Source organism: Pseudoalteromonas sp. KS88 (genome assembly GCF_004766475.1).
Taxonomy (GTDB): Bacteria; Pseudomonadota; Gammaproteobacteria; order Enterobacterales; family Alteromonadaceae; genus Pseudoalteromonas.
Genome location: NZ_PYHV01000009.1, coordinates 170223 through 194545, shown reverse-complemented (window position 1 = coordinate 194545; position 24323 = coordinate 170223). Strand labels below are relative to the sequence as shown.

Below are 24323 nucleotides of genomic sequence, written 5' to 3'. Positions count from 1 at the left end.
ACCAACCTATAAATATTGGTATAAGCCCATTATGCACTTTCTATTTGTATCCCGTCGTAATGTACACGCCCGTTATTATAAAAAACTAATTTCTCAGCTTAACATTAGTGCCAGCATACATATCTTTGGTAAGCCAATGCTTGGCGCTTTAAAATACATACCTCAAGCACTTAATACTTCTTTTGACGATATTATTGCTACTCAGATAAAACGTAAGCAAGCCAAAAACAGTATGTGGAACAGTCATATATTTACTATGCTTTATGCATTTTTCCTGAATATCATTGAGTGCTGCCGTTATGCCAAATACTTAGCTTTATTTGAACAACAAAAACCGACTCATTTAGTTATTTGGAATGGCAATAAACTGCCTAACGTAACGGTTGTAAAGGCAGCTAAAAGGCTAGGCATAAATGTGTTTTATTATGAGAATGGGTTGCTGCCTAATACGAGTTGCTTAGACCCTAAAGGTGTAAACTTTGCATCGTCAGTAAAGCGTGAACGTGAGTTTTATGAAAATTTTGAGCTTCCTGAGCATTTCAATGTACATATCCCAAAGCTAACGCCTAGAGCAAATCATAAAAAGCGCAAAAAGTTTGTGCAGAGCAAACTGCCAGCACGCTATATTTTTGTGCCATTTCAAGTGCCCCATGATACACAGATTGCGAGCTATTCGCCCTGGATACATTCTATGGAAGCACTTTATGATAAGGTGATGGAGGCTGTGGAGGAATTGAATGACCCGCAATTAAAAGTTGTTTTTAAGGAGCATCCATCGTGGCATAAACATTATCCTCATCTATACAAAAAGCATCCCCAAGCACTATTTGCAAATGGTAATGTCACCGCTGATTTAATCGAAAATGCACAAGCAGTTGTAACAGTAAATTCAACCGTTGGTATTGAGGCGCTGTTAATTGGACAGCGTGTTATCACCCTTGGGCAGGCATGTTATAACATCGATGGTTTGGTGTTACATGCACCAAATGAAATCGCGCTGCGTAATCAGCTTTTGCAAGTAATGCATGGTTGGCAAGTCGATTCACATTTAAAAGATACGTTTTTTAGCTATTTAAAGCATGTTTACTCTGTTCAAGGAAGGTGGCAAGATTGCTCTAAAGATCATGTTGAAGCTGTCGAGAAACGTTTGCTCGGCCTTGATGCGTTTTCTCAGCAAGTAAATGAAGTAAAGGAACACAATGAACAACATTGTCACATGCCAGTGGTTGAACGAACACATAAACGATTCAAAACTCGTTATCTTTGATGCGGGTATGGTGCGCCCAGGGCAACCAGGGCGATACCAACCAGATACTAAACTCCCAAATGCCCAGCGGTTTGATTTTAAAAAGCAGCTCGCTGATTTATCCAGTGGCTTGTCGCACACTATGTGTAGTCCTCAGCAGTTCACTGAGCAAATGCAATCGATGGGGGTAGATAACGACTCGCTAGTTGTCATATATGAAGACCAAGGGTTGTTTAGCTCTGCTCGCGGGTGGTGGATGTTTAAAGCAATGGGGTTTGATAATGTTAAAGTGCTCAGTGGTGGTTTAGCTAAATGGCAGTCTCTGGGCTATCTCACTCAAGTCGAATATAGCCACAACCAGCATAGAGGGAACTTTACTGCTAAACCAAGAGCAGACTACTTCATAGATGCCGCTGCGGTGTTTAATGGCATTGATGATGATAATGTCCTGCTGCTTGATGCGCGAGGTTATAAACGCTATACAGGTGAGATGGCTGAGCCCAGACCCGGTATGCGCAGTGGTCATATCCCAAACAGCCTTTCATTGCCCTTTATTGAGTTACTTGTTAAAGGCGAAGCTAAATCAATTGAGCAAATTAAAGCGGCCTTCGCTACGGTTGTTGATCAACAAACTCAGCTGCAATTTAGTTGTGGTTCTGGGGTAACCGCATGCATATTAGCCTTGTTTGCTGAGGAATGTGGTTATCAAGGTTTACACGTTTATGACGGTTCGTGGAGTGAGTGGGGCGCACGAGATGAACTTCCCATCGAAACCGGCCCTTGCCCTAAGCGCGCATAGTTATAATGAATTAATTGCAAAATCATAGTGTCGCCAATAGTTAATAGCCTTGTTATTTAATGGTTGGCGTACCTGTACTTTGCTGGCTGTAGCCGAGGGACTTTGTTGTTTGTAAAAGTCTAAGCAGTCAGCTTTCCACTCTAAATTACAAAAAGCGTATACCTTTTTCGTGTTACAGGCAGGTTCAGTTACTAACTCTTCGTATTGCATGATCAAGACGTTGTTTTTATATGTGCTCGCGAAGTGATTTATAAGGCTACAGTAGTCGTCGTAAAAGCGGTTTATATTGTTTAAATCATAACTGTAATGATGAAAAGCACTCGCAGGATTGTAAAGCTGACGGAAATTTGCAATACAACTAGCTTGTTGCCCTCGTTGCATACAAATTATTTTAGCTTGTGGAAAAGCGGCTAAAATCAAATCAATATAATAAAAGTTAAACGGTTGTTTATCGCAAATACGTAATGACGGCGCTACTAATTGACTCACGCGTTGTTGATAATTATTAAGTTGCTCAACTGTATCTTTATTATTATAGGCGGCGGTTAATACCTCACTATTTAAAATCTGCTTATTGCCTCCTTGGCATAGTTGAGCAATGTCGTTGAGTTCACCTACACCTTGAACTGCCGCAGACTGGTTTATGACTTTTTCCATTAATGTGGTGCCTGAGCGTGGCATGCCGACAATAAATATGGGCGCAAAGGTATTGTCGGTTTGTGTTGTCGAGAACTGCTGGCTAAAGCTAATTAGTTGTTGGCAGAATTGACTGTGTTGATCAGGGTTATATTTTACGAGTTGGTTTATTGTATTTTTGCTTGCATTAAAAGCGATAAATGCATTTTTGTAGTCCTTTTTATGCTCATAATTGAGCGCGATGGCGTGTTGTGCATAGTGGTTGTCTTGCGTTGCAAGTTCGCTTTTTACTAACGTCTTAAGTTGTGCCAGATGTGTTGTTGCAGAGTCAGTATTATTGAGCTCTGCCAGTGAATAATGTGCTTGAAAGTACAAAGGATGCTTCGTTATTAATTGCTTTAATAAATTATGTGCTTTGTCAAACTCGCCCATAACTTTATAGCCAATTGCTAAGTTGTAACTTATTTGAGGAGTTGATGAATCGCGCAGGTAGGCTTTTTTTTGCCAGTTGAGTGCCTCTTGATAATGCCCTAAACGAGTCAGTACGTTAGCAATGAGGTCATTATAAATCGCATCATCATATTCACTATTTAGCGTTTTATTTATGTACTGCTGCGCGTTAATTAGTTGCCCAGTCAGTACCGCTATTTTAGCTAAATGAGCAAAATACAGGGGCTGCTCTGTAATACTAAGTGCTTTTTCAAGTAGCTTTTGTGCTTTGTTTTTATCGCCAACGGCTAAGTTTACTTGTGCCAACAAAAAGTAACTAAAGTGACCAGTTGGATCCTGTGTTAAGTTGCTTACTAGTATGTAATGAGCATCATTGAATTTGCCTTGCGTAATTGCAAGCTCAATTTGCTGCTGAAGCTGAATTTGGGCTGATGTTAGTTGCATAAGCTAAAGGATAAAAGCCTTGGTACAAAACACCAAGGCTTTTACTCGTTGTTTATAATTCAAAGTTATAAGTAAACTTCATACCTATCGTGCGCGGTGTTGTTGTGTAATGAGCGTATACACGTTGCAACTCAGGTAAAGCCTTGTTGTCACCTGTTTGAGACATACCCGCCCATGATTTATCACGGCGCACTGAGGTAAACGCGTATTTGTCGAATAAGTTATCAACATAAATAGTGGCTGACCACATGTCACCAGTTATTCTTGCTGACAAGTTACTAAGCGAATAACCAGCCAGTGTTTCAGCGTCATCTCTAAGACCTACTTTAGTTATTACATCACTTTGTGCTGTCATACCATAGTTAACACTTAAAAGTTTGTCGTCCATTATATCTTGCTCATAGCGTAGCCCAAATGAAAATTGATGTTCAGGAGCGCCTGGTAATCGATCGCCATTTACTGCGCCATTATTAATGCCAAAGAGATCAGGTGCATCTTCAGTTAGTTCTGCTTTAGCATAAGCGTAAGTAGCGTAAGCAGTCCAGTTATCAGCAAATATAGCGCGAGATGAAATTTCCACCCCTTTTGAATTTGCTGAGCCGGCATTTGCAGTGATTAGTTCTTGGCCATTGACAGTGGAACTACCTACTTGCGCATCTTTCCAATCGACATTAAATAACGCCGCATTAAAATGTAGGCTGTTTTTAAACCAACTCGATTTAAAGCCAAGCTCATAGTTAACTGTGGTATCAGGTTCATAATCTTCTTCATTCGCAAGTGCACATACGATTTGTTGCTCTGGTAACACATCTGGACAAGGTGCTATACCGTTACCACCGCCAATTCTAAATCCTTCACTTACTGTAAAGTAGGCCAACATGCCAGATTCAAATTTATAGTTAGCGTTAAACTTAAATAAGTTACCACTATCATTGGCACTGACATTTTCCATTTCAAGTTGATCAAGTGATGAAAAATCTCCAGAGTACAGTGGTGTAGCTGAACCTGAGTTAGTAGAAATGTCATATTCGTATAAACGTGCGCCAAGTGTAACATCAAGTTGCTCAGTCAGGCTGTAACCAACCTCTCCAAAAACTGCTTGCTCTTTGATTTTAGAATTGCTGATTACAATATACTCTAAGTCTTCTTGTACATTAGGTATTCCACCGCCCCAAAATTCAGTTAAACCCGGTGTATATTCACGGTCGTCTGAAAAGTTATCTTGTTTATTGTAATAAACACCTACAATCCAATTTAAAGCGTTATCTGAATTAGATACTAAGCGCAGCTCTTGAGTAAAGTTATCACGATCAGCAGTATCAAGTGTTTGCCCGACAAATGCTGGGAAATCAGCGTAGCCAGTCCAAATATCATAAAGTAAGTCAGTTTGGTCTCGTTGCCCTGACTGCTCATAGCTTGACCAGCCAGAGGCGGATACCAACTCTGCAAAGCCTAAGTCAGCCTTTACTTCAAGGCTTAAAAGATCATTTTCTTGTTCACCAGGCTCAAGTACGCGAGCTGCGTTTTCATAGCGGCCAATAGTTCCTTTCAGGGCACTACTATCAGCTAGCGTATTATATTGTGTTGTTGAGTTGCCACCGTGTTCTTGCTTTTGATAAAAGTAATTTAGCGTAGCATCAACGTTTTCATTTGCTTGCCAGCGAACAGATAGGCGTCCAGTGGTAATTTTCTCATCGTTTGCATCATTCACACGACGTAAGTTGTTATCAATATCATTTTGATTTGTAAAGTCGGGATTTGGGTTAGATACACCAGGTTCTTGCACTGCATATTTGTAATCGATATAACCTGGTTTATTATAATAATTCAGGCTAGCGCGAACCGCTAATACATCGTCAATTAATGGTGTATTAAAGACTGCACCAAATTCACCACCAGTATCATCACTTTCATTGATTGAAAAGATATCACCGGAAACACTGCCTTCGGTAATATCAAGTTGAGGCTGCTTTAGTAAATATCGGATTGCGCCACCTAGAGTACCTGCACCGTATAGAGTACCTTGTGGGCCAATAAGCACTTCCATGCGATCAATGTCGGTTAGGCGTAAACTTATATTCAGCGGAATTTCACCGACATAGGTTGCCACAGTCCCGCCATCTGAGCCGCGATCTGAAGAATTAGTATTTAAACCACGAACAATAATCGGCGAACCTTCTCGGCCACCTTGATCAGAAATAGTTAAACCAGGTACCCAGCGAGCAACGTCTTCAAGGTTACCAATGTTTTGATCAGAAATAACATCACCATCTAAGGCGGTAATATTAAGCGGTGCATCTTGAATAGAGCCAGAGCGCCTGGTTGCTGTTACTTCAATAGTTTCGATTTCTTTATTAGCAGTTATCTGCTGTTCAGCTGCAACAGTATGATGAGCAGTAAAAAATTGAGCGGCTATTGCACAAGCGATAATGCTCGGCTTGAACTGTTTCATTTAGTATCCTGTTTTTTTCTGGTTGTTGTTACTAAATAGAAAAGCATGTTAAAAAAACATAAACAAGATGGTTGAAATTGGTACAGAAATTTATATTCAAAAATACGCGTGTATTATTCACGTAAATGCATTTTTAAGTTGATATTCTTTGTTTTTTTGAATAAAAATATTTTTAAATATTTTTCTTGTAAATTTTATGTTTGAAGGAAAGAGGAGGGTTTTGCGTATAAACTTATGAAAATGGGCAATTCTTACAATTGTTTTTGCAGCAGGTTCCACGCTTTAAGAAAAACCAACGACTGAATACCATGTAGCCGTTTTGCATTTCATAATCGAGATTTTCTATCAGGTTTGCGTTGCTATGGAAACGTTTAGCAAAAGTCAGTTGTTCTTTTAAAGGTTGCGTGTACAAGGTAGCTAAAAACTGATTGATTTTAGCTAACGTACACTCTTTGCATAAACAACTGGTGGTTGAGTCATTAAGCGGTAAAATAGCTGGGAGTTCATTGCACCAACAGGCGTTGATGTTATCAACATTACATGTAAGCGTTGTTTGACATTGTGAACAGGCTAAAGTTGTCATTTAATATTCATTCAGTTTTTAAAATCATTATTAGAATAACAGATAAATAAACATGAACAGAGCACAAGCGTTAGCAGAATTTGCCACCCTAGGTAAAAATAAGGACCAAGCCATTGGTATTATTGTTTCAACGAACGAAGTTGAACCTATTTTATGCTACACGTTAACGCTCGAAAACGTCATTGATGTACTTAAACGCTGCCTTGCTGGCGAAATCGACTTAGATGACCTTGAGTTGTGGGCGAATGTAATTGAAGCACGAACTGACATAGACTACAGCGCAGTGGAAGGTGTGATATATGCACTGAGTAACAGCGAGCAAATGGGCGAGCTAGATAATGATAAAGTGGCGAAGTTGGTTGAGTTATTGAAATGCTAGCCGTTAGCTTTTAGAACACATAGCGATAAATTAAAGCCGCGTTTGATTTAACAAGCGCGGCTTTTATTTTCAGCTAAAACTGCCTGCTTTTACTTGTGGTAGTTTAAGCAGGTTTCTACTTCGTTTTTAGAACCTAAAATAACAGCTACGCGTTGGTGGATAGCGTCAGGTTGAATATCCATAATACGTTCAGTACCTGTAGATGCAATACCGCCAGCTTGTTCTATTAACATCGCCATTGGATTTGCTTCATAAAGTAAGCGTAGTTTGTTTGGTTTGTTAGGATCTTTGGTGTCAGTAGGGTAGGTAAAAATTCCACCTCGGCATAAAACTCGATGCACGTCACCGACCATAGCAGCAATCCAGCGCATGTTGAAATTACGCGCTCGTGGGCCTGTTTCACCGGCCATCAAATCATTGATGTAGCTTTGCATCGCAGGTTGCCAGTGACGTTGATTTGATGCATTGATAGCGTATTCGCTGGTTTCTTCAGGTACTTTAGCAAAGTCTTCAGTTAATAAAAACGTACCATGTGTTTTATCAAGCGTGAAAAAGCGGGTACCTTTACCCGTTGTTAATGCAAGCACAGTTGATGGGCCATAAAGTACATATCCCGCTGCCACTTGGTTTTTACCCGGTTGCATAAAAATGCTTTCATCCGCAGCATCCGAACCTTCAGGTGCTCGCATAATTGAGAAAATAGTGCCGACTAATGAGTTGATGTCAGTATTTGATGAACCATCTAATGGATCAAATGCCACAATATAGCTTGCATCTGGGTTGCCTGCTACGGTGTAGTCTTCTTCTTCTGACGCAATCGCTTTAACGTAGCCAGATTCCAGCAAAATATCTTTTAATAACTGGTTGGTTAACACATCAAGTTTCTTTTGTGTTTCACCTTGAATGTTCTCATCCAGTGTTGAACCAAGTACGCCCGATAATGCACCTTGACCTACACGGAACGAAATCTCTTTGCACGCAGCTAAAATCGTTCTTATTAACGAGATTAAATCTCTTGGGCAACCGTCTTCAAGTAATACTGGGGGTAGTCTACGCATTCTATTTTCCTGATAACGTTAAAGGCCATGATAATCATAGGGTGAGAGGGATCATCAAAGCTAGCGCTGAATTTCGTCTTAAATAACTGTATTTTAAAGCTGATATCCTATACTAGAACCACCTTCAAGCTTATTTAAAACGCGAATAACAAAGATAAGATTATGCAAAAAATACCACTGATACGTTACATACTCTTTACTGTGTTGCTGACTATGATAACCCAAGCGCACGCAGCAATTAAGTCTATAAATGATTTTACTGCACAAATGAATCATTTTCCTGGCTATTTTTCATTCTTTTACGATACCGAAAATGGCAAAATCTATTTAAAAGTAGATAAACTTGAACAGCAATTTTTACTGCAGCAAAGTTTACCTTATGGTGTTGGCTCAAATGATATTGGCCTCGACCGTGGTCAGTTAGGCAATACACACCTAGTAAAGTTTGAGCGCTTTGGTGACAAAGTGATGCTCAGAGCAATCAACACGTATTACCGAGCTAATACATCTAATAAGGCTGAGCAAAAAAGTATTCAAGAGGCATTTGCGTCAAGTATTTTAGCGGGTTTTAAAGTAGTGGCGCAAAGCCCACAAGCCGTTTTAATTGATTATACCCCTTACTTACTGAGCGATGTTCATGGTGTTAGCCGCACCTTGGCTTCTCGCAAACAAGGTAGCTTTAGTCTAGATGAGAGCCGCAGTGCAGTGTATATGCCGCGTTCTAAAGCCTTTATGAAAAACACTGAGCTTGAAGCTGTGCTCACCTTTAAAGGGAGTAAGCCGGGTAAGTATATCCGCCAAGTCAGCGCAGACCCTTATGCGTTGACGGTTCATATGCACCATTCATTAATTGAACTACCTGATGATAACTACACACCTCGTAAATTTCATCCTCAATCAGGTTACTGGAGTATTGAACATAAAGATTACGCTGCGCCGTTGAGTGATTCAATGTTAGTACGTTACATTCCACGTCACCGTCTTGCTAAAAAAGACCCTTCACTACCAATCAGTGAACCGGTAAAACCTATTACGTACTATTTAGACCCAGGTGTCCCGGAGCCTGTTAAAACCGCTTTACTTGAAGGTGGTCAATGGTGGAATGACGCTTTTGCAGCAGCAGGATACAAAAATGCATTTATTATTAAAGTATTACCAGATAACGCAGACCCGATGGATATTCGATACAACGTGATTCAATGGGTTCATCGTGCAACACGAGGTTGGTCGTATGGCAGCTCAGTGATTGACCCTCGTACAGGTGAAATTTTAAAGGGCCACGTTACATTAGGCTCATTACGTGTTCGCCAAGATATTTTAATTGCAGAAGCACTTGCAGCGCCATATATAAATGGTAATGAAGTGACTAAAGCCTTGCAAGCTATGGCGTTGGATCGTATTCGCCAACTCAGTGCTCATGAAATAGGCCATACGCTAGGTATTGCCCATAATTTCTCTGCCTCAGTGGCAGACCGTTCATCGGTTATGGATTACCCTCACCCGTTATTAAGCTTTAACGAGAAAGGTAAGCTAGATGTCAGTCGTGGATATGCGCATGGCATGGGTCAATGGGACACACAGGTCATTAAATATGGCTACAGTGATTTTACCGGTTTTGATGAAAGTGCGGAGCTTGCAGCTATTTTGGCGCAAAATAAAGCCAAAGGATTGGAGTTTATCTCTGATAGCGACGCCCGCCCTAAAGGTGGCGCTCACCCTACTGCTCATCTTTGGGATAATGGTGCATCACCGAGTGAAGAGTTAGCCCGTGTTCTAGAAGTACGTAAATACGCATTGGCTAATTTTGGTATCAAGAATATAAAAACAGGCACGGCTTTATCTCAACTTGAAGAGATGTTAGTGCCTTTGTATTTATTTCACCGTTACCAAGTTGAGTCGGTTGTTAAATTGATTGCCGGTGTTGATTATGACTACGAAGTACGCAGTGATGAGGCCGTAAAAGGGGCTCAAGTAGTGAGTAAATCATTACAACAGCAAGCGCTCAATGCCATGTTAAGTACATTAACAGCCGAAAATTTAATGCTACCTGAGCATATATTGGCACTGATACCACCTAAAGCATACGGTGAGTCAAAAAGCCGTGAAAGTATTGTCGGTCGTACAGGCTTAACACTCGATGCGATGGCCTTACCTGAGGTGGCTGCAAATCACAGTTTATCGTTAATGCTAAATAGTCAGCGCTTAAACCGCCTTGCGCAGCAACAAGTCCATAGTAGTGACTTTTTTACATTTGATGAAATGCTTGCGCAAATATATGAGCACATATTTGAAAGCGCGCAGCAAACAGGCATGGCAGCTAAGATAAATCAGCGCGTGCAGTTGTTAACGGCTAAGCAATTTGCAGATCTAGCTGTTAGCCATGATGTGGATCCTGAAGTGCAGGCTCAGTTGCGTTATTACTTAGTCAAGTTAAGTGATGACTATCAGCAGCGTTCGCTACTTGGCAGTGTGAGTATCGGTGAAAGTGCATTTAAGCAGTATTTATCTGAGCAAATAAAGCAATTTTTAGCATCAGGAGAGTGGCCTTCAAACTTTAAAGTTTTACCAATCCCACCAGGTTCACCCATTTAAATGGAAGCGCGGGTTTATCCCGCGCACTTGAAGCATCCAGGCGCGATGTCAAATCGCGCCTACCATTTCACTTGCATAAAAATGGTTTTTTGTTAACCTACTGGCCTTCCATTTTTAGTCTTTTTGAGGTGTTTATGGCGTTTTTATCTCGCTCGATATTGGCGTTATCTGTAGCACTTTCAAGTTCCTTTGCCTTTGCCCAAGCCCAATGTGAGGTTGAACTCAGCCATGGCCTTATAATTACTGATGATGTAATTCGCATTGTGGATAAAGGCCAAACTCGGGTACAAATAAATAATAATAACCAGTTATTTATTCGAGGTTATTGGATAGATTTAAGCACTGAAGAAAGCCAAGTTCTTGCGCAATTTAGTAAAGGAATTAGAGATACTGTTCCAGAGCTTGTTGAACTTGCTACTGATGGTGTGAACTTAGGTTTGAGCGCAATTGAGCAAGTTGTTGAAGGTATGTCAGACAAAGAACCTGAAGTGCTTAAAACCCAGCTACAATACGTTGAGCGCGCATTGATGGATAAATTTAAGCGTGGTGACGACTTCTTTTTTATTGCCCCACAGTCGTTGTCTAAAATCGATGATTTCTTTACCGAAGAGATCAGTAAAAAAATCCATTCAGCTGTGCACGGTTCATTAGGGGCTATTTTAGTCTCACTGGGTGATGCATTTAAATCGCGTGAAGGGAATATCGAGGATCGCATTAACGATATGGGCCAGCGAATGGATATTATCTCTAAAGAAATTGATAAATCATTACAAAAAAAAGCTCACCAATTAGAGCTTAAAGCCTCAGAATATTGTGAGTGTTTAAATTCGTTAGATATAACAGAATCGCGCTTACAAACGATTGTGCCAGATCTTGCCGATTTTGATTTAGTGCAAATAAAATCGTAATTGCTGGCCTAATAAAAAAGCCCGCAAACGAGTACGGGCTTTTCAGGGAAGTTGATGATTAAGATTTAAATTTACCTGTTTGCGCTTCTAAATCATTCGTTAAACCTTTTATTAAATCAGTCGCCGCGTGAGCTTGATGAGATACATTCGCTGTTTGTGAAGCGGTATCTGAAATTGTCACAATCCGTTTGGCTGTATCTTCACCTGCATCAAGTTGTTCTTTCGCCGCGATAGCAATTTGGTGACTCATTTGCGCAATTGCACTGAGCGAAGAGGCCACGCGTTGTAATTCTTCACTGGCGTCTTTCGATTTAGCAACAGTTTGCTCACTGGTCGTAATGCTTAAGTTCACTGATGTTTTAGCATCTTGGGTGGCTGATTGTAGCTTGCCAATCATGGTGTGGATCTCTTCAGTGCTTGATTGAGTGCGCTGGGCGAGTTGTCGCACTTCATCAGCAACAACGGCAAAGCCGCGGCCTTGTTCGCCGGCACGGGCAGCTTCAATAGCTGCGTTCAAGGCAAGTAAATTTGTTTGCTCAGCAATTCCTTGAATTACACTTAGCACGTTAGCAATATTATTTACTTCATCATCAAGAACTTGGATGTTATTACCAGCGCTGTCAATTTGTTGCTCTAATAACGCAATGGTGTTCGCAGCCTCAGTGGTTAAGTGGCTGGCACTTTGGCCTTGGTTTTCAGCTTCTTGAACTGAATGCGCGGCTTGTTCTGCATGTTCTACAACAGTTTGAGCAGAAGCGGTCAGCTCTGTAATAGCGGAAGCAACCATGTGGGTTTCTTCGTTCAAGCTTCGCGTTAATTTATCAAGTTCTATCGAGCGGGATTCATTATCAATACTTTGATTTTTAAGGCTGTCAGTCACATCTTTAATACCGCCGACTACGCCCCGCAAACCCTGCTGCATATATTGCATTGCTGCAATAATACTCTCGGCTGGTGCATCGCTTCGGATGTGAGAGTCTAAATTACCTCTTGATACTTGTTTAACTATATCAATAACTTGATTTACTTCACCACCAAGTGCGTTACTTAAAGATATACCAAAGCGCGCAATCGCAATTGTCAGTACAATAGCAATGATTAATGACAGCCCAAGCAGCCAACTTGCTGTATCCCAATAACGTGCGTTGACTTCTTTGGCGCTAATACCAGTGCCAACGTACCAGCCAAAGTAAGGCGTTTTCTGTACTACAGAGGTCAAATCGACTGTTTCACCATCGCGCACTGAATCCCAGTGGTAAGTGATAATCTTATTGGTTTGGTTGCCTACAAGCGACTCTACCATTCGGCCAATACTGTTGCCGTTTGCATCTTTAAAATCATTAAAGCTAGTACCGTGAAGTTGTGGGTCATGCGGCGTGGCAATAAAATTAAGTTTATCATTTACGACATAAACGTATTCAGAATCGTGGTATTTATTTTCACGTAACATTTGCGTTGCAAATTCACGGGCTTGTTGTTCAGAGAGCTGCTGTGTTTTAGCGAGTAGCTCGAATTGTTCAACAATGTTTGTGGTGCTTTTCATGAGTTGGTTGATGCGCGCAATGTTATCGCTCTCACTCGCGTGGCGTAGTGACTGTAAGCCGAGTAACGCAATTGTATTGAGTGCTATAAACATAGCTCCTGCGAAGAGGATAATTTTCGTTCTTAATGCTAGACCCGACAGCATGGTAAGCCCCTTATTAATTTTTATGACATTAATTTTCTACCACGTTTATCGGCCAGTTGTTAGTTATAATTAACAATAACATAGGTTTTGGACGTGATATTTGCTCAAGTTTCTGTTAAGGGGACGGTTATAGCCCGATTTCAGCAGCCGTTAGTTGGCGGTACTCACCGCTTTCAAGTGTGCAATCAAGTTCAATGTTTGCAATTTTTTCTCTATGTAATTCAACAACTTTATTATCTACAGCAGCAAGCATACGTTTTACTTGGTGATATTTACCTTCGCTTATTGAAAGGCGTAAACTATAGCTGGCTATTAACTCTGCAATGGCAGGGCGAGTCAGGTCTTTCTCGTTATGTAATTGTACCCCGTGACGTAATTGTTCAAGCGCTTCTTCGCTAAGTGGCTCTTGGGTTTCGACGAGGTAAGTTTTAAACTTATTGTGCTTGGGCGAAGTAATTTTATGTGACCAATCGCCATCGTTGGTAATGAGTACTAACCCTGTGGTATCAATGTCTAGTCGCCCAGCAACATGAAAATCATTCATATTAGGTTCATCCAATAAATCAAAAACGGTAGGGTGTAGTTCATCAACATTCGCACATACATAACCTACAGGTTTATTAAGCATGAAATAGCGTTTACCAAGATAAGTGAGGGGCTCACCATTAAGCACTACCTGATCAGCTTGCGCAACGGGATGATCAAAGGCGGTGACAATCAGATCATTGATCATTACGTTTTTCTGTTTGATTTGCGCTTTTGCTTTACTGCGGGGAATTTGTGCTAGGTGGCTAATAAATTTATCTAAACGGCAAGGAAATTTCATTGGGTTCCCATTTTCTGTCGGCTACAATGGCGGCGAGTATAGCCGATAGTAAGCCACCATGACAGTGTCACAGATACAAATATTAGCCGCCTACAATCAGCAATTAGACGCTGGTAAGCTACAACAGGATAGGGCGCAATTTCAGGCCGTTAACGCATTACAACAACTTGCAGAAACGCTGAGCCGTAAGTCTTCGTGGTGGCAAACTAAACCACAATATAAAGGGATATTTTTATATGGCCCTGTAGGACGGGGGAAATCAATGCTGATGGACTTATTTTATCAACAACTCCCTACTGAAAAAAAACAGCGGCTGCACTTTCACCATTTTATGGCACAAGTGCATAGTCAGTTAAATAGCCTGCAAGGGAGTAAAAACCCACTTTCTATTATTGCTAAACGATGGGCTAAAAGCATTCGTGTATTATGTTTTGATGAGTTTTTTGTCAGTGATATTGGCGATGCGATGATTATGTCGAGGTTATTTGAAGCGCTATTTTCCCATGGCGTAGTGTTAGTTGCTACATCAAACTGTCAACCACAGCAGCTCTATTTTAATGGATTACAGCGTGCTCGATTTTTACCGTGTATTGCATTGTTAGAAAGTCATTGTCATATAATTAATGTTGCAGGGGAGTGTGACCATCGATTTCGTTTTGGTCGCCAATTAAATCATTTTATTTGCCCTCATGATCTACCCAAAAGTATTGATGACTTCAAAGTATTCAGTGGTAAAAACTCGATTGTAGAGAACCAAACTCTCACTATTTTAGGGCGGCCAGTGAGTTACTTGATGCGAAGTGATCATGCAGTCATGTTCGATTTTATGGCGCTTTGCTCAGGGACGCGTAGCACTTATGATTACATTAAGTTGGCGAACAGTTATTCACGAGTGTATGTGGTGAACATTCCCGCAATGGGGCAAGGGATGACATCAAAACGAATAGTGCACGGAATTGAAGATAGCTATCAACGGGAGCACCAAGCACACAACGACTATTATTTAGATGATGAAGCGCGACGGTTCATTGCCCTTGTTGATGAGTGTTATGACCGTGGCACATTATTAGTACTCAGCGCGCATGTGCAAATTGAGCAGCTTTACGAAGGACAAAAGCTGGCATTTGAGTTTGCCAGAACAACTTCACGCTTAGTTGAAATGCAATATTGGCAATAGAAAAAAGGTACGTTCAAATGAAGCGTACCTTTGCTAACAACCTAGTAAGGATATGGTTAACGGGCATTAACCATGTTGAGGTGGTTTGGGTAAAAGTTTAAAAGCTATATTGAGCACCTAAGTAAACATAGCGCCCTTTACCACCGCCATAACCAGAGTAATAGTTACCTCGGCCATACGGGTAGAAAGCCCCTTTATCGTTAAATACATTCTTGATGCCACCAAAGATACGTAAATCACCTTGGTCTTGCAGGCTCATGCTATAAGACGCCGATATATTATGTTTCATAAATGAGCCGTAGTTTTGGTACTTTAATGGCTCAGGATTAGCGATACAGCTTTCTTCTTGGGCTGCACAACGCTCGTTATTCGTTGCCATATACTCTTGCCAATCTTCTTCTAAGCTCTGACTTGCTTTAAATGAACCAAGGAAGTTGGTGCTCCAACGTACGCGTACATCATCATTGCGCCATGTCAAAGAAAGCGTTGCTTTATCTTTGCTACTCCCATAGCCCGCATAATGGCTTGTGATATAACTGCCATCATCACTTTGATAAGTCTGTGAGTTTTCGATTACATGATTATAATCAGCTTTAACAGCAAATGATCCTACGCCATCAACATCAAACTTATATTGCGCTACAACATCATAGCCACGCGCAGTGAGTTCATCTAAGTTGTATTGGCGTTGTAAAATTTTAGTGATGTTACCTTCATCATTACGCGTTACATCATTACAAAAGACATTATCATCGCCCCATGAGACATCCGAGTCATAGCACTCACGCAGAATGTTTTCGTTACTGATGGTTGAAATGGCATCAACAATCGCTATGTCATAATAGTCCACAGCCAGCCTAAAGTTATCGATAAATTCAGGTGCCAGGGTTATGCCAAATGTATAGGTATCTGCGGTCTCTTCTTTTAGTTCCTTGTTACCAGCACCTGGAGAGTACGAGTTGTTTTCATCTTCAAAAGCAAAGTCAGCATCTTCTGCAAGCAAGGCTTTAAATGCAGGCTCCTGTCGACAGCTATCATGTCCTGGTTTTGTCGATGTGGCTGTTAAGCCATCACAAATATCAGAGTAGCTATCGTAATCGCCACGTTCAGGTGACATAAGCTCTGTAATGGTGGGGGCTCGCTGTGCGCGAGCATAGTTAGCTCTAAATGCATAACCGCTAATAGGTTCCCAAAACACACCAAGTTTATAACTGGCAACAGTACCTACATTTTCCATACTGTAATTGGCTAAACGCAGCGAGGTTTCGGCACTTAAGTTTTTAGCTAGTGGTGCATCTTTTAATAATGGCACGGCGAGCTCTGCAAATGCTTCATAAACGTCTACTTCGCCATAAAAGTTTGGCACGTAGTTAAACGTAATGCCACCTGCTTTCATGTCGTCGCTGGTTTTTAAGTCTTGTGAATCTTTTCGGTATTCGCCGCCAAATACAGCAGAAACAGTCCCTGCTGGCAGTTCAAATAAATCACCAGATACGTAACCTACCACGCCGTACTGCTCTATTTCAGTATCTATAATCGGTGTCGTACGAATCCAGTCAGCCATTGCGGGTGTAATTGAACCTTCACCAAATAGGTTAATTGGCACACAGCCTGCTGCACGGGCATCTGCGTCTTTACATTGAATGGTGCCATCAGCCAGTTGTTCAGCTTGCAGTGCTTGGTTTAGTTTTACTGTATTTAGTTCGTTGTTACGCTCTTGGTGTTGTGTAAATCGACCATAGCTTGCCGAGATATCCCAATCCCACTCGTTATTAAATACAGTTCCTTGAAGGCCCGCCCAACTACGTATGGTTTTTCTGCTGTTGTCGGTGTTGATGTTGCCCACTTCACCAAAGCGGCGATCCCAATAAATACGATCTTTATACGGGCTTGCATCTAAAATTTCTTGCGGTACATAGGGGTTATCAAGTGGGATGTAACCCGGTCTAACATCACCGGCAGGTTCACCTGTTACTGGGTCAAAACGCGGAACGTAAGCACTTTCATATTCATCTTCAGGTGACTTATCATTAAATGAGCCGCTGTCACTGTATTGAATTTGACCATACAGCATGATGTCATTGGTTAAATCAAAATCAACTTTAATGGCCGTAGAAAAGTTATCACTTGGTACATCAAGTTTCACATACTTTCTAGAGTTAATGCCGTAAATTTCCTCATTGCCTTTCCAATCATCACGAAGCGTTTGGCCGTCATACCAAAACTGAGTGTCGTTGAGGCTATTTTCTAAGAATACACCACCTAGCGTGCCATCACTTTTACTGACCCAATCAGCTTGGGTGATGTCACGCATACATTGCAGACCTGATGCTGTGCGCATTTGATTACACATCTGATCATCATCATAGGAATATGAATCTTCTATTTGGGCGCGCTTTCGGTCATAAAAGCTCATACCAAAATCACGGTCCCAGTTTACACTGAGATAAGCATAGCCTCTGTCATCTGCAAATGAATCACCATAATTCAAATCTAGGGTGAATTCTTTACCGCCACCATCTGTGGTTTCACCGGCACGAGCTTTAAAATCGAACCCTTCTTTTTTAGATTGGGTAATGATGTTTACAACGCCTGCAACAGCATCTGCACCATAGGTTGCCGATGCACCACCACTGATCACTTCAACGCGCTCAACCATACCACTTGGAATGGTGTTTAAACTAACATAGTTACCACTGTAGCTATTTGAGACAACGCGGCGGCCATCGATCAATGTTAAGGTACGGTTTGCACCTAAGTCACGTAGCTGGATAGTTGATAAACCCGTCACCGATACACTTGATTGGCTAGTTGTATTACCAATGCTTTCAGTTAAAGCAGGCATATTTTCAACCAAGATATCAGCTAGGTTTGTTAGACCCGTGTCTTCAATCGCGTCTCTGTCCATTGTGACAAGTGGCGTTGCAATTGAAAAACTATCTCTTTTTAAGCGTGAGCCTGTCACAACGATTTTTTCCGGGCTTTCAGGGGCTACTTCGCTAATTTGCTTACTGGGTGATGTTCTTTCAATTTCTGCAGTATTTGCAATGGTATGGCTTGAAAAGCTTGCTGTAATAGCCAGTGCCAATGCGCATTTTCTTGTTGATATGTTGCTCACAGATTTCCCTTACATTTTTGGTTTTTATAAAAGCTACTGCGTTAACTGGTTGAAGGGCAGTTCAAAGTATTCATTAACACAGTAGCTGGTGGGCTTTATTCGTTAAATGTTTTATGGAATCGTGAATCAAAGTACAATGAGAGGTGTCTCGTTTATATCCCTATTTTACATCTATTTAATATCTATTCCTTTAAAAACAATGTATTGTATTTATTGTTACTTGATTTTTGTTTAAAGGTTATTTACTTTAAGCCTAATCTTTTGCATTTTAATTCAATTAAAGGTTACCCTTCTAGACTTCTAAACTAGGTGCTTGCTTTCATTTATGGATACTAAAAAACCGTTTTTATTAAATCAGTGCCATGTCTCTGTGCTTGAAAATAAGCTGATATGGGCAGATGTGGAAATAGTTTTGCAGCCTAAATTTATCGAATTATTGTCAGTTTTAGCATCGCGTTATCCACATGCGATAACGCGTGAAGAGTTGATTCAAGAAGTATGGGATGGCAACTACTTTGTTGGTGAAAAAGCATTAACCAATGCAATTTGGCACCTTCGGAAGTCTTTTAAAGAGCTAGATCCCAACAACACCTACATTGAAACACTGCGAAAAACGGGCTACCGATTAACGGTAGCGCCTACCACTGTTGAAGCTAAGCAACCTAAACAAAATAAAGCGGCCTTATTTGCACCTTTTAGTCTTGCAATAGCTGCATTAGGTTTAGTTGCAGTCGTGACTTTTTGGGCAAGTCAGCATTGGCTGTTTTCGCACAAAGAGCAGTCTCTCGGATCGTCTACTGTTTTGCTAACAGACTATATTGAAACGGTTACAACAAGCCCAGGAAGAGAGCTTTATCCTGCGGTCTCGAGTGATGACCATTTTATGGCGTACTCTTGGCGTCGGCCAGGTAAGCAAACAAACTTATATTTACGTGATTTATTTTCGCCAGAGCAGGCGGTGAAATCACTTACAAATACAGATTACGTTGAGGGCAGAACCGTTTTTAGCCCTGATTTCCAGCGTCTTTATTATTATCGACGCATCTCAACAAGCACGTGTGAGGTTGTAGAGCATATTATCGTATCAGGCGAGATTTCGGTATTGGCATCTTGCTCTGCAAGCAATCCTACAGATCTTGACGTAAATTTTTCGGGAACTGAGCTGGTTTTTATTAGTGAGCAAATAACGAAAGGGCGCGTTAAAACAGAGCTTAATATTCTTGATTTAACCTCAGATAAAAAAGATATCAAAAAGATTCCGTGCTCGGGTGAATGTGACTTTAATGATGAGTCAGTAATATTCTCCCCTGATGCAAAACAGCTTGTTGTCTCACGCAATCTCCCTACTGGGAATGAAAATCTATTCTTAGTGGATATTGCAACCGGCAATACACGCGTACTAACTACTGGCTTTCTTGATATTCGTGGTGTGGATTGGCATCCATTTAAAGATCAACTGGTGTTTTCAGCGGTAGAGCAAGATGAGCGTCGAGGTTACTTTTATAACTTTGATACTCAGACTGTCACTGATATGAAAGTAAAGGGTCTTAGCTATCCTGAATTCAGCGCTCAAGGAGATGTGTATTTTCATCAATGGCATATCGATTCAGCTCTTATGCGCATAAAAGTCAATGATCCTATTGTAAGTTCGCCTTTTCCTGTTTTATCAACGCATTTTACTATGCGCTATGCTGATTATAATGAAGCACAAAATAAGATAGCATTTGTTTCAAGTGAGTCGGGAGACTCAGAGCTATGGGTTGCTAATTCAGATGGCACTAATAGAGTGCAGTTAAGTCACCTAAAAGCCAGTGTATATAGCCCTGTGTGGTCTTATGATGGTCGTTATATTGCCTATACCGCAAATATTAAAGACAAGAATCAGTTATTTATTTATGACTTTCAAAAACAATTAAATAGTAAACCTTTGCAAAGTGGGTTTGATAGTTATGGTAAGCCCGCATGGTCGGCTGATAGTCAAAGCGTGCTGGTATCAAACAACGGGTATGTGCACCGTTTGAGTCTTCAGGGTGAAAACTTAGGCAAGGCAATAGCGTTACCCGCGTATTATGCGATTGAAACGGCTAAGCGAGATCTTATTTTTGCCAATCCAAAAACAACGCAGTTATGGATTAAGCATCACGATACTGGTGAAGAAGAGGTGTTAATTGAGTCGATCAATTTATCTAACAGCGTTGGATGGCATTACGCCCAAGGAGCAGGTAACGAACCTGATAGGGTGTTTTATTTTAATGTCAATCAAGGTGACTACCGACTAAGTGCTTATAACTTACAAACTAAACAACACCACGACGTGATGCGCTTGCCTGAGCGGGCATTTAGTCGCTCATCAGGTTTAACTTATGTTCCCAAGCTCGACTGGTTGATTTACACGTCGTATAAGTCACCCCAAATAGACATCAAGCGCATTAGAGCTGAGTACCTACCATAAGCGAATACACCTTTTGGTAGCTAGGTAATTATTTTAATATTTTTACCGAAGTGTCGTATTAGCATTTACGATAAGTTTCGCTACTGTTTTCGTAAACATTAACGCTTAAACTATATGATTCCATGCAATAAGTACGCAAACAATTAAGTAAGCTTTCACTTAAGCGCTGTTTTTCTTCGGTGCTTCTACCAGCCATTATGTAGGCCGCTATATAAATAAAACCATCTTTACCTTCGCCTAGCTGGTAGTGCTGATAAGCAATGGCACGAGTTTTAATTGTCGAAAGCTCAAACAAACCACTTTCAAAGGTAGTTTGATGTACTTTATCAACTAAAACTTGTGGCAAAAGTGGTAAATCTTCAGAATGTTCAATCACAATGTGGGGCATGAAGGCTCCTAAAAACGGTAAGTAAAACCTAAACTTGTTTGAAATTGGTTTAGTACGTCGCCATCAAAATGCCATAAACATTTATCATCTTCGTTGGTCGGCAAAGTGCAGTTAACCGTGCTTTCGTTGTTAACTATAGTAGCCAACCAGCGGGTTTCAAATAAAACTCTGGCTTTATCACTAAACAAATATTCAACGCCGCCATATAAGCCGCTGGCAAAGAATATGTCATTACTTGTAAAATTAGTTTGTACATAATTGGCGCCTAATTGCGCACCTATATAGCTATTAATATGATTACTTAACGCTACTTCAACAGCACTTTGGAATAAAAAGTATTTCATGGTGACTTCTTTATCGTCTGTATTCTCAAGCTCATTGCTGCTTTGTGCAAAATAGAAGCCATAGCGGGCGCGGTCAATATTACGGTCAATACTAAAAGCGAAGTGGTTGCCATTATTAACCTCAACCTTTAATGCTTCTTTGGTTTCTAATGTTTGGTTAAAGTTTTTACCAGCATAGAGGCTTACAGAGTAATCATCTTGGCCGTAAGTGGTGGCAGATAAAAAACACAGCGGAATTAGTATTTTTTTCATTATATTGCAGCTCGTTGTTGAAGAATTTTTCAGTTACTATTGAAGCATAGCTATTTTAAAAATGTAACTATTGAGCGCGCAATTGAGGTGCGAATGTTGCAGCGATTGAATTTAAGGAATGGTATGAAATCATTAAAAATAATTAGTCTATTGGGGTTGTTAGCTTTACAAACTGGGTGCTCAGACGATGCTGCATCAGTTAGTTTAGGACTATTTACAACGAAGGATATTAAAGTAGTTTCACAACAAGACCCGTTGGTTACTGGCGTGACATGTCATATAAGTCACATTGAAGCGAATCTAGATTTTTCAGACCCATCGGATATGTCTATTGCATGTCGCCAAACCGGCCCTATTACAGCTGAGCAGTTAGCTGACATTGACCGAAGCAAGTCAGGTGAGGTTGTTTTTAAATCCTCAAAAAGTATTTTATTTAAATCGTTAAAAGTACGTCGAATTTATGATGCACAAACACGGTCTTTATTATACCTCTCATATTCAACTAAAGAATCGACTGGGAGTCATCATCACGCTTTATCGACTGTGCCGCTTTATAATACTCAGGCATGGCAATGGACAAGTTCCCAACAATAATATTAAGAGTTGATTATGTTAGCTTTATTTAAATCTAAACCGCTGTTAGATGCACAAGAACAACAATGGTTAATCGATACGTTTGTGTGGGCTGTTGAGCATTTTGACAGCGAGTTTTTTATCAATAAAACACAGTTAGTGTTACCTAATCATCAATTCTTTCCTGATCCTGTATCAAGTATTGAAGAAATGGCTAGCAAAGTATTTCAGCGAGTTGTGGGGTATGCGGGTATGCAAGCGTGGCCAATTCAGCTTGTTGGGCCTGCGCAGCTTCAGCCACAAGTGTTTCCGCATTTTGAGTTTACAGACACACTACGTTCACCAAACAGTACTCTTATCGTTGCACCGCCGCATTTGGTTAATGTGTCTTTTAATCCAAATCAAATAAATCAACCACAGGATTTGGTGGCGAGTTTTGCAGGAACACTTGCAACGATCATGATTCACCATGTTGGTGTATTACCACCAGGTGGTAAAGAGTTTTTACCTCAAGCCAGTGACGCGCTTGCATGCTTTTTAGGATTTGGAGTGATGATGAGTAACACTGTTTATCAGTTTAAAGGAGGCTGCGGGTCGTGCTATAACCCTTACGCGAACAGGCAGGCTGCATTAACTGAATCACAAACTTTGTTTATGCACGCTTTAATATGTCACTTTAAAGGTCACAACGACTCGAAAAAGCACCTTAAGCCACATCTGCGCGGCCAATTTAAGAAAGCGCAAAAAGAGATAAAAGCACTATTAAGTGAAACTGCAAACCCGCTTTTATTAGCGCTAGACGAAAAAAAGGCCGGATAAAAATTTGAATTATTTAGATGAATTTATCCTCATAGCGTTGGCACACTTTTTTGCAGTAGCGAGCCCAGGCCCCGACTTTGCAATCGTACTTAAGCAAAGTATTCAACATGGTCGGCGTAATGCGCTATGGACTAGCTTTGGTGTTGGCTTAGCGATTTTACTTCATGTGGGTTATTGCTTGTTGGGGGTTGCGGTATTGTTAGCGCAATCACCTAGTGTATTTATGGCGTTAAAATATTTAGCCGGCGCTTATTTAGCATACATAGGATTTCAAGCGCTGCGTAGCGCCAAACCCACGACAAACACGGGTGAAGAAGTACTTCAAAGCCAAAGTGAAGAGTCACTCTGGATTGCGTTTCGGCGTGGCTTTTTAACGAATGCCTTAAACCCCAAAGCGACCTTATTCTTTATGTCGTTATTTACTTTGGTGATCAGTCAAACTACACCGCTTTTGGTGCAAGCTGGATATGGTCTTTATATGGCTGTGGCAACTTGGCTTTGGTTTTCATTTTTATCACTGGTGTTATCTAAACCTAATGTACGTGGTTTTTTTCAAAAAAGCGGTTATTGGTTTGACCGTGGTATAGGCGTGATTTTAATCGCGTTAGCAATACGCGTCGTTTTATAGGAGTAAACAAACATGGCACTTTATAATTTTTCGTTTGGCTCAAATATGTCGTCAAATCGTTTATTAGCACGCCTTCCTGAAGTTAAACGAGTAGGGACGGCACGTTTAATAGGCTATGAGTTAACGTTTGATATGGTCAGCCTTGATGGTTCTGGTAAATGCAGTGTAAGAAAAAGCACCGCTCAAGACGCTCAAGTATATGGGGTGGTATATCAAATAACGGCGGATGAAAAAGAGATTCTCGATGCTATTGAAGGCCCGCGTTACGATTGTGTAGATGTTGAAGTTATTTTACTTGATGACAAAAAAATAACTGCGCATTGTTATATTGCTAATACCACAGATGCAACAATTCTACCTTATGACTGGTACATAGAGCACGTTCATCGCGGGGCGCTTGAAGCTGAGCTGCCAAATGCGTACAGTGAAAATATCAAGTCGCGGCCTACCCGCCAAGATAGCGATAAAGCACGTGCAGCTATTGAGTTTGCCGTACATAAACAATAAAAATT

General features: G+C 40.8%; 20 protein-coding genes. 11 read left to right on the top strand and 9 right to left on the bottom strand.

Annotated elements, in window-relative coordinates; genetic code table 11:
- Positions 1 to 31 precede the first annotated feature (31 nt).
- Both C7Y70_RS06570 and C7Y70_RS06565 read left to right on the top strand, forming a co-directional pair.
- A complete protein-coding gene (locus C7Y70_RS06570) occupies positions 32 to 1267 on the top strand; it encodes a capsular biosynthesis protein (protein ID WP_135473861.1) in 1236 nt (411 codons plus the stop codon).
- Complete coding sequence (locus tag C7Y70_RS06565; protein WP_135473859.1) at positions 1200 to 2045, top strand: sulfurtransferase; 846 nt, start codon at positions 1200 to 1202, stop codon at positions 2043 to 2045. The genes C7Y70_RS06570 and C7Y70_RS06565 overlap by 68 nt, the downstream gene beginning before the upstream one ends.
- On the opposite strand, the gene C7Y70_RS06560 is transcribed toward C7Y70_RS06565, so the two are convergent.
- The 3 genes from C7Y70_RS06560 to C7Y70_RS06550 form a co-directional block, all read right to left on the bottom strand.
- Entirely contained in the window at positions 2046 to 3575 is a 1530-nt protein-coding gene (locus tag C7Y70_RS06560) for a sulfotransferase (protein ID WP_135473857.1), read from the bottom strand.
- A gap of 52 nt (positions 3576 to 3627) precedes the next feature.
- Positions 3628 to 6027 carry a TonB-dependent receptor gene (locus C7Y70_RS06555; protein ID WP_135473855.1) on the bottom strand — a complete coding sequence of 800 codons (2400 nt, stop codon included), beginning with the start codon at positions 6025 to 6027 and terminating at the stop codon, positions 3628 to 3630.
- A 232-nt stretch (positions 6028 to 6259) separates the two neighbouring features.
- The gene (locus tag C7Y70_RS06550) at positions 6260 to 6610 is read right to left on the bottom strand and encodes a DUF5522 domain-containing protein (protein WP_135473853.1); all 351 of its coding nucleotides are present in this window, start codon (positions 6608 to 6610) and stop codon (positions 6260 to 6262) included.
- A gap of 52 nt (positions 6611 to 6662) precedes the next feature.
- Here C7Y70_RS06550 and C7Y70_RS06545 point away from each other — a divergent pair, with 52 nt between their 5' ends.
- A complete protein-coding gene (locus C7Y70_RS06545) occupies positions 6663 to 6989 on the top strand; it encodes a hypothetical protein (RefSeq protein ID WP_099294799.1) in 327 nt (108 codons plus the stop codon).
- 89 nt (positions 6990 to 7078) lie between these two features.
- On the opposite strand, the gene C7Y70_RS06540 is transcribed toward C7Y70_RS06545, so the two are convergent.
- The gene (locus C7Y70_RS06540; protein ID WP_135473851.1) at positions 7079 to 8047 is read right to left on the bottom strand and encodes a class 1 fructose-bisphosphatase; all 969 of its coding nucleotides are present in this window, start codon (positions 8045 to 8047) and stop codon (positions 7079 to 7081) included.
- Positions 8048 to 8209: 162 nt separating this feature from the next.
- Here C7Y70_RS06540 and C7Y70_RS06535 point away from each other — a divergent pair, with 162 nt between their 5' ends.
- Both C7Y70_RS06535 and C7Y70_RS06530 read left to right on the top strand, forming a co-directional pair.
- On the top strand, positions 8210 to 10639 hold the full coding sequence (locus C7Y70_RS06535; RefSeq protein WP_135473849.1) for a zinc-dependent metalloprotease: 2430 nt from the start codon (positions 8210 to 8212) through the stop codon (positions 10637 to 10639).
- A 134-nt stretch (positions 10640 to 10773) separates the two neighbouring features.
- The gene (locus C7Y70_RS06530; RefSeq protein WP_099294796.1) at positions 10774 to 11547 is read left to right on the top strand and encodes a YggN family protein; all 774 of its coding nucleotides are present in this window, start codon (positions 10774 to 10776) and stop codon (positions 11545 to 11547) included.
- A 58-nt stretch (positions 11548 to 11605) separates the two neighbouring features.
- Here the strand turns inward: C7Y70_RS06530 and C7Y70_RS06525 are convergent, their stop codons facing one another.
- Together C7Y70_RS06525 and rsuA are read right to left on the bottom strand one after the other, a co-directional pair.
- Entirely contained in the window at positions 11606 to 13234 is a 1629-nt protein-coding gene (locus C7Y70_RS06525; RefSeq protein ID WP_099294795.1) for a methyl-accepting chemotaxis protein, read from the bottom strand.
- A gap of 127 nt (positions 13235 to 13361) precedes the next feature.
- Positions 13362 to 14060, bottom strand: coding sequence for a 16S rRNA pseudouridine(516) synthase RsuA (rsuA, locus tag C7Y70_RS06520; protein ID WP_135473847.1), 699 nt, complete (start codon positions 14058 to 14060; stop codon positions 13362 to 13364).
- A 58-nt stretch (positions 14061 to 14118) separates the two neighbouring features.
- Between rsuA and zapE the strand changes: the two genes are divergently transcribed.
- The gene (gene zapE, locus C7Y70_RS06515) at positions 14119 to 15237 is read left to right on the top strand and encodes a cell division protein ZapE (RefSeq protein ID WP_135473845.1); all 1119 of its coding nucleotides are present in this window, start codon (positions 14119 to 14121) and stop codon (positions 15235 to 15237) included.
- 97 nt (positions 15238 to 15334) lie between these two features.
- Here zapE and C7Y70_RS06510 read toward each other — a convergent pair whose 3' ends face one another.
- Positions 15335 to 18355, bottom strand: a complete 3021-nt coding sequence (locus C7Y70_RS06510; protein WP_135473843.1) for a TonB-dependent receptor — start codon at positions 18353 to 18355, stop codon at positions 15335 to 15337.
- Positions 18356 to 18680: 325 nt separating this feature from the next.
- Here C7Y70_RS06510 and C7Y70_RS06505 point away from each other — a divergent pair, with 325 nt between their 5' ends.
- A complete protein-coding gene (locus C7Y70_RS06505; RefSeq protein ID WP_135473841.1) occupies positions 18681 to 20807 on the top strand; it encodes a winged helix-turn-helix domain-containing protein in 2127 nt (708 codons plus the stop codon).
- 58 nt (positions 20808 to 20865) lie between these two features.
- Here the strand turns inward: C7Y70_RS06505 and C7Y70_RS06500 are convergent, their stop codons facing one another.
- Entirely contained in the window at positions 20866 to 21195 is a 330-nt protein-coding gene (locus C7Y70_RS06500; RefSeq protein WP_099294790.1) for a 5-carboxymethyl-2-hydroxymuconate Delta-isomerase, read from the bottom strand.
- Between the two features lie 8 nt (positions 21196 to 21203).
- The gene (locus C7Y70_RS06495; protein ID WP_099294789.1) at positions 21204 to 21791 is read right to left on the bottom strand and encodes a hypothetical protein; all 588 of its coding nucleotides are present in this window, start codon (positions 21789 to 21791) and stop codon (positions 21204 to 21206) included.
- Positions 21792 to 21914: 123 nt separating this feature from the next.
- Between C7Y70_RS06495 and C7Y70_RS06490 the strand changes: the two genes are divergently transcribed.
- The 4 genes from C7Y70_RS06490 to C7Y70_RS06475 are packed head-to-tail and all read left to right on the top strand — an operon-like array spanning position 21915 to position 24318.
- Entirely contained in the window at positions 21915 to 22385 is a 471-nt protein-coding gene (locus tag C7Y70_RS06490; protein ID WP_135473839.1) for a CreA family protein, read from the top strand.
- Positions 22386 to 22400: 15 nt separating this feature from the next.
- Positions 22401 to 23183 carry a hypothetical protein gene (locus C7Y70_RS06485; RefSeq protein WP_099294787.1) on the top strand — a complete coding sequence of 261 codons (783 nt, stop codon included), beginning with the start codon at positions 22401 to 22403 and terminating at the stop codon, positions 23181 to 23183.
- Between the two features lie 4 nt (positions 23184 to 23187).
- Positions 23188 to 23811, top strand: a complete 624-nt coding sequence (locus C7Y70_RS06480) for a LysE family transporter (RefSeq protein ID WP_099294786.1) — start codon at positions 23188 to 23190, stop codon at positions 23809 to 23811.
- Positions 23812 to 23823: 12 nt separating this feature from the next.
- Positions 23824 to 24318, top strand: coding sequence for a gamma-glutamylcyclotransferase family protein (locus C7Y70_RS06475; RefSeq protein ID WP_135473838.1), 495 nt, complete (start codon positions 23824 to 23826; stop codon positions 24316 to 24318).
- The last annotated feature ends 5 nt before the right edge of the window (positions 24319 to 24323 follow it).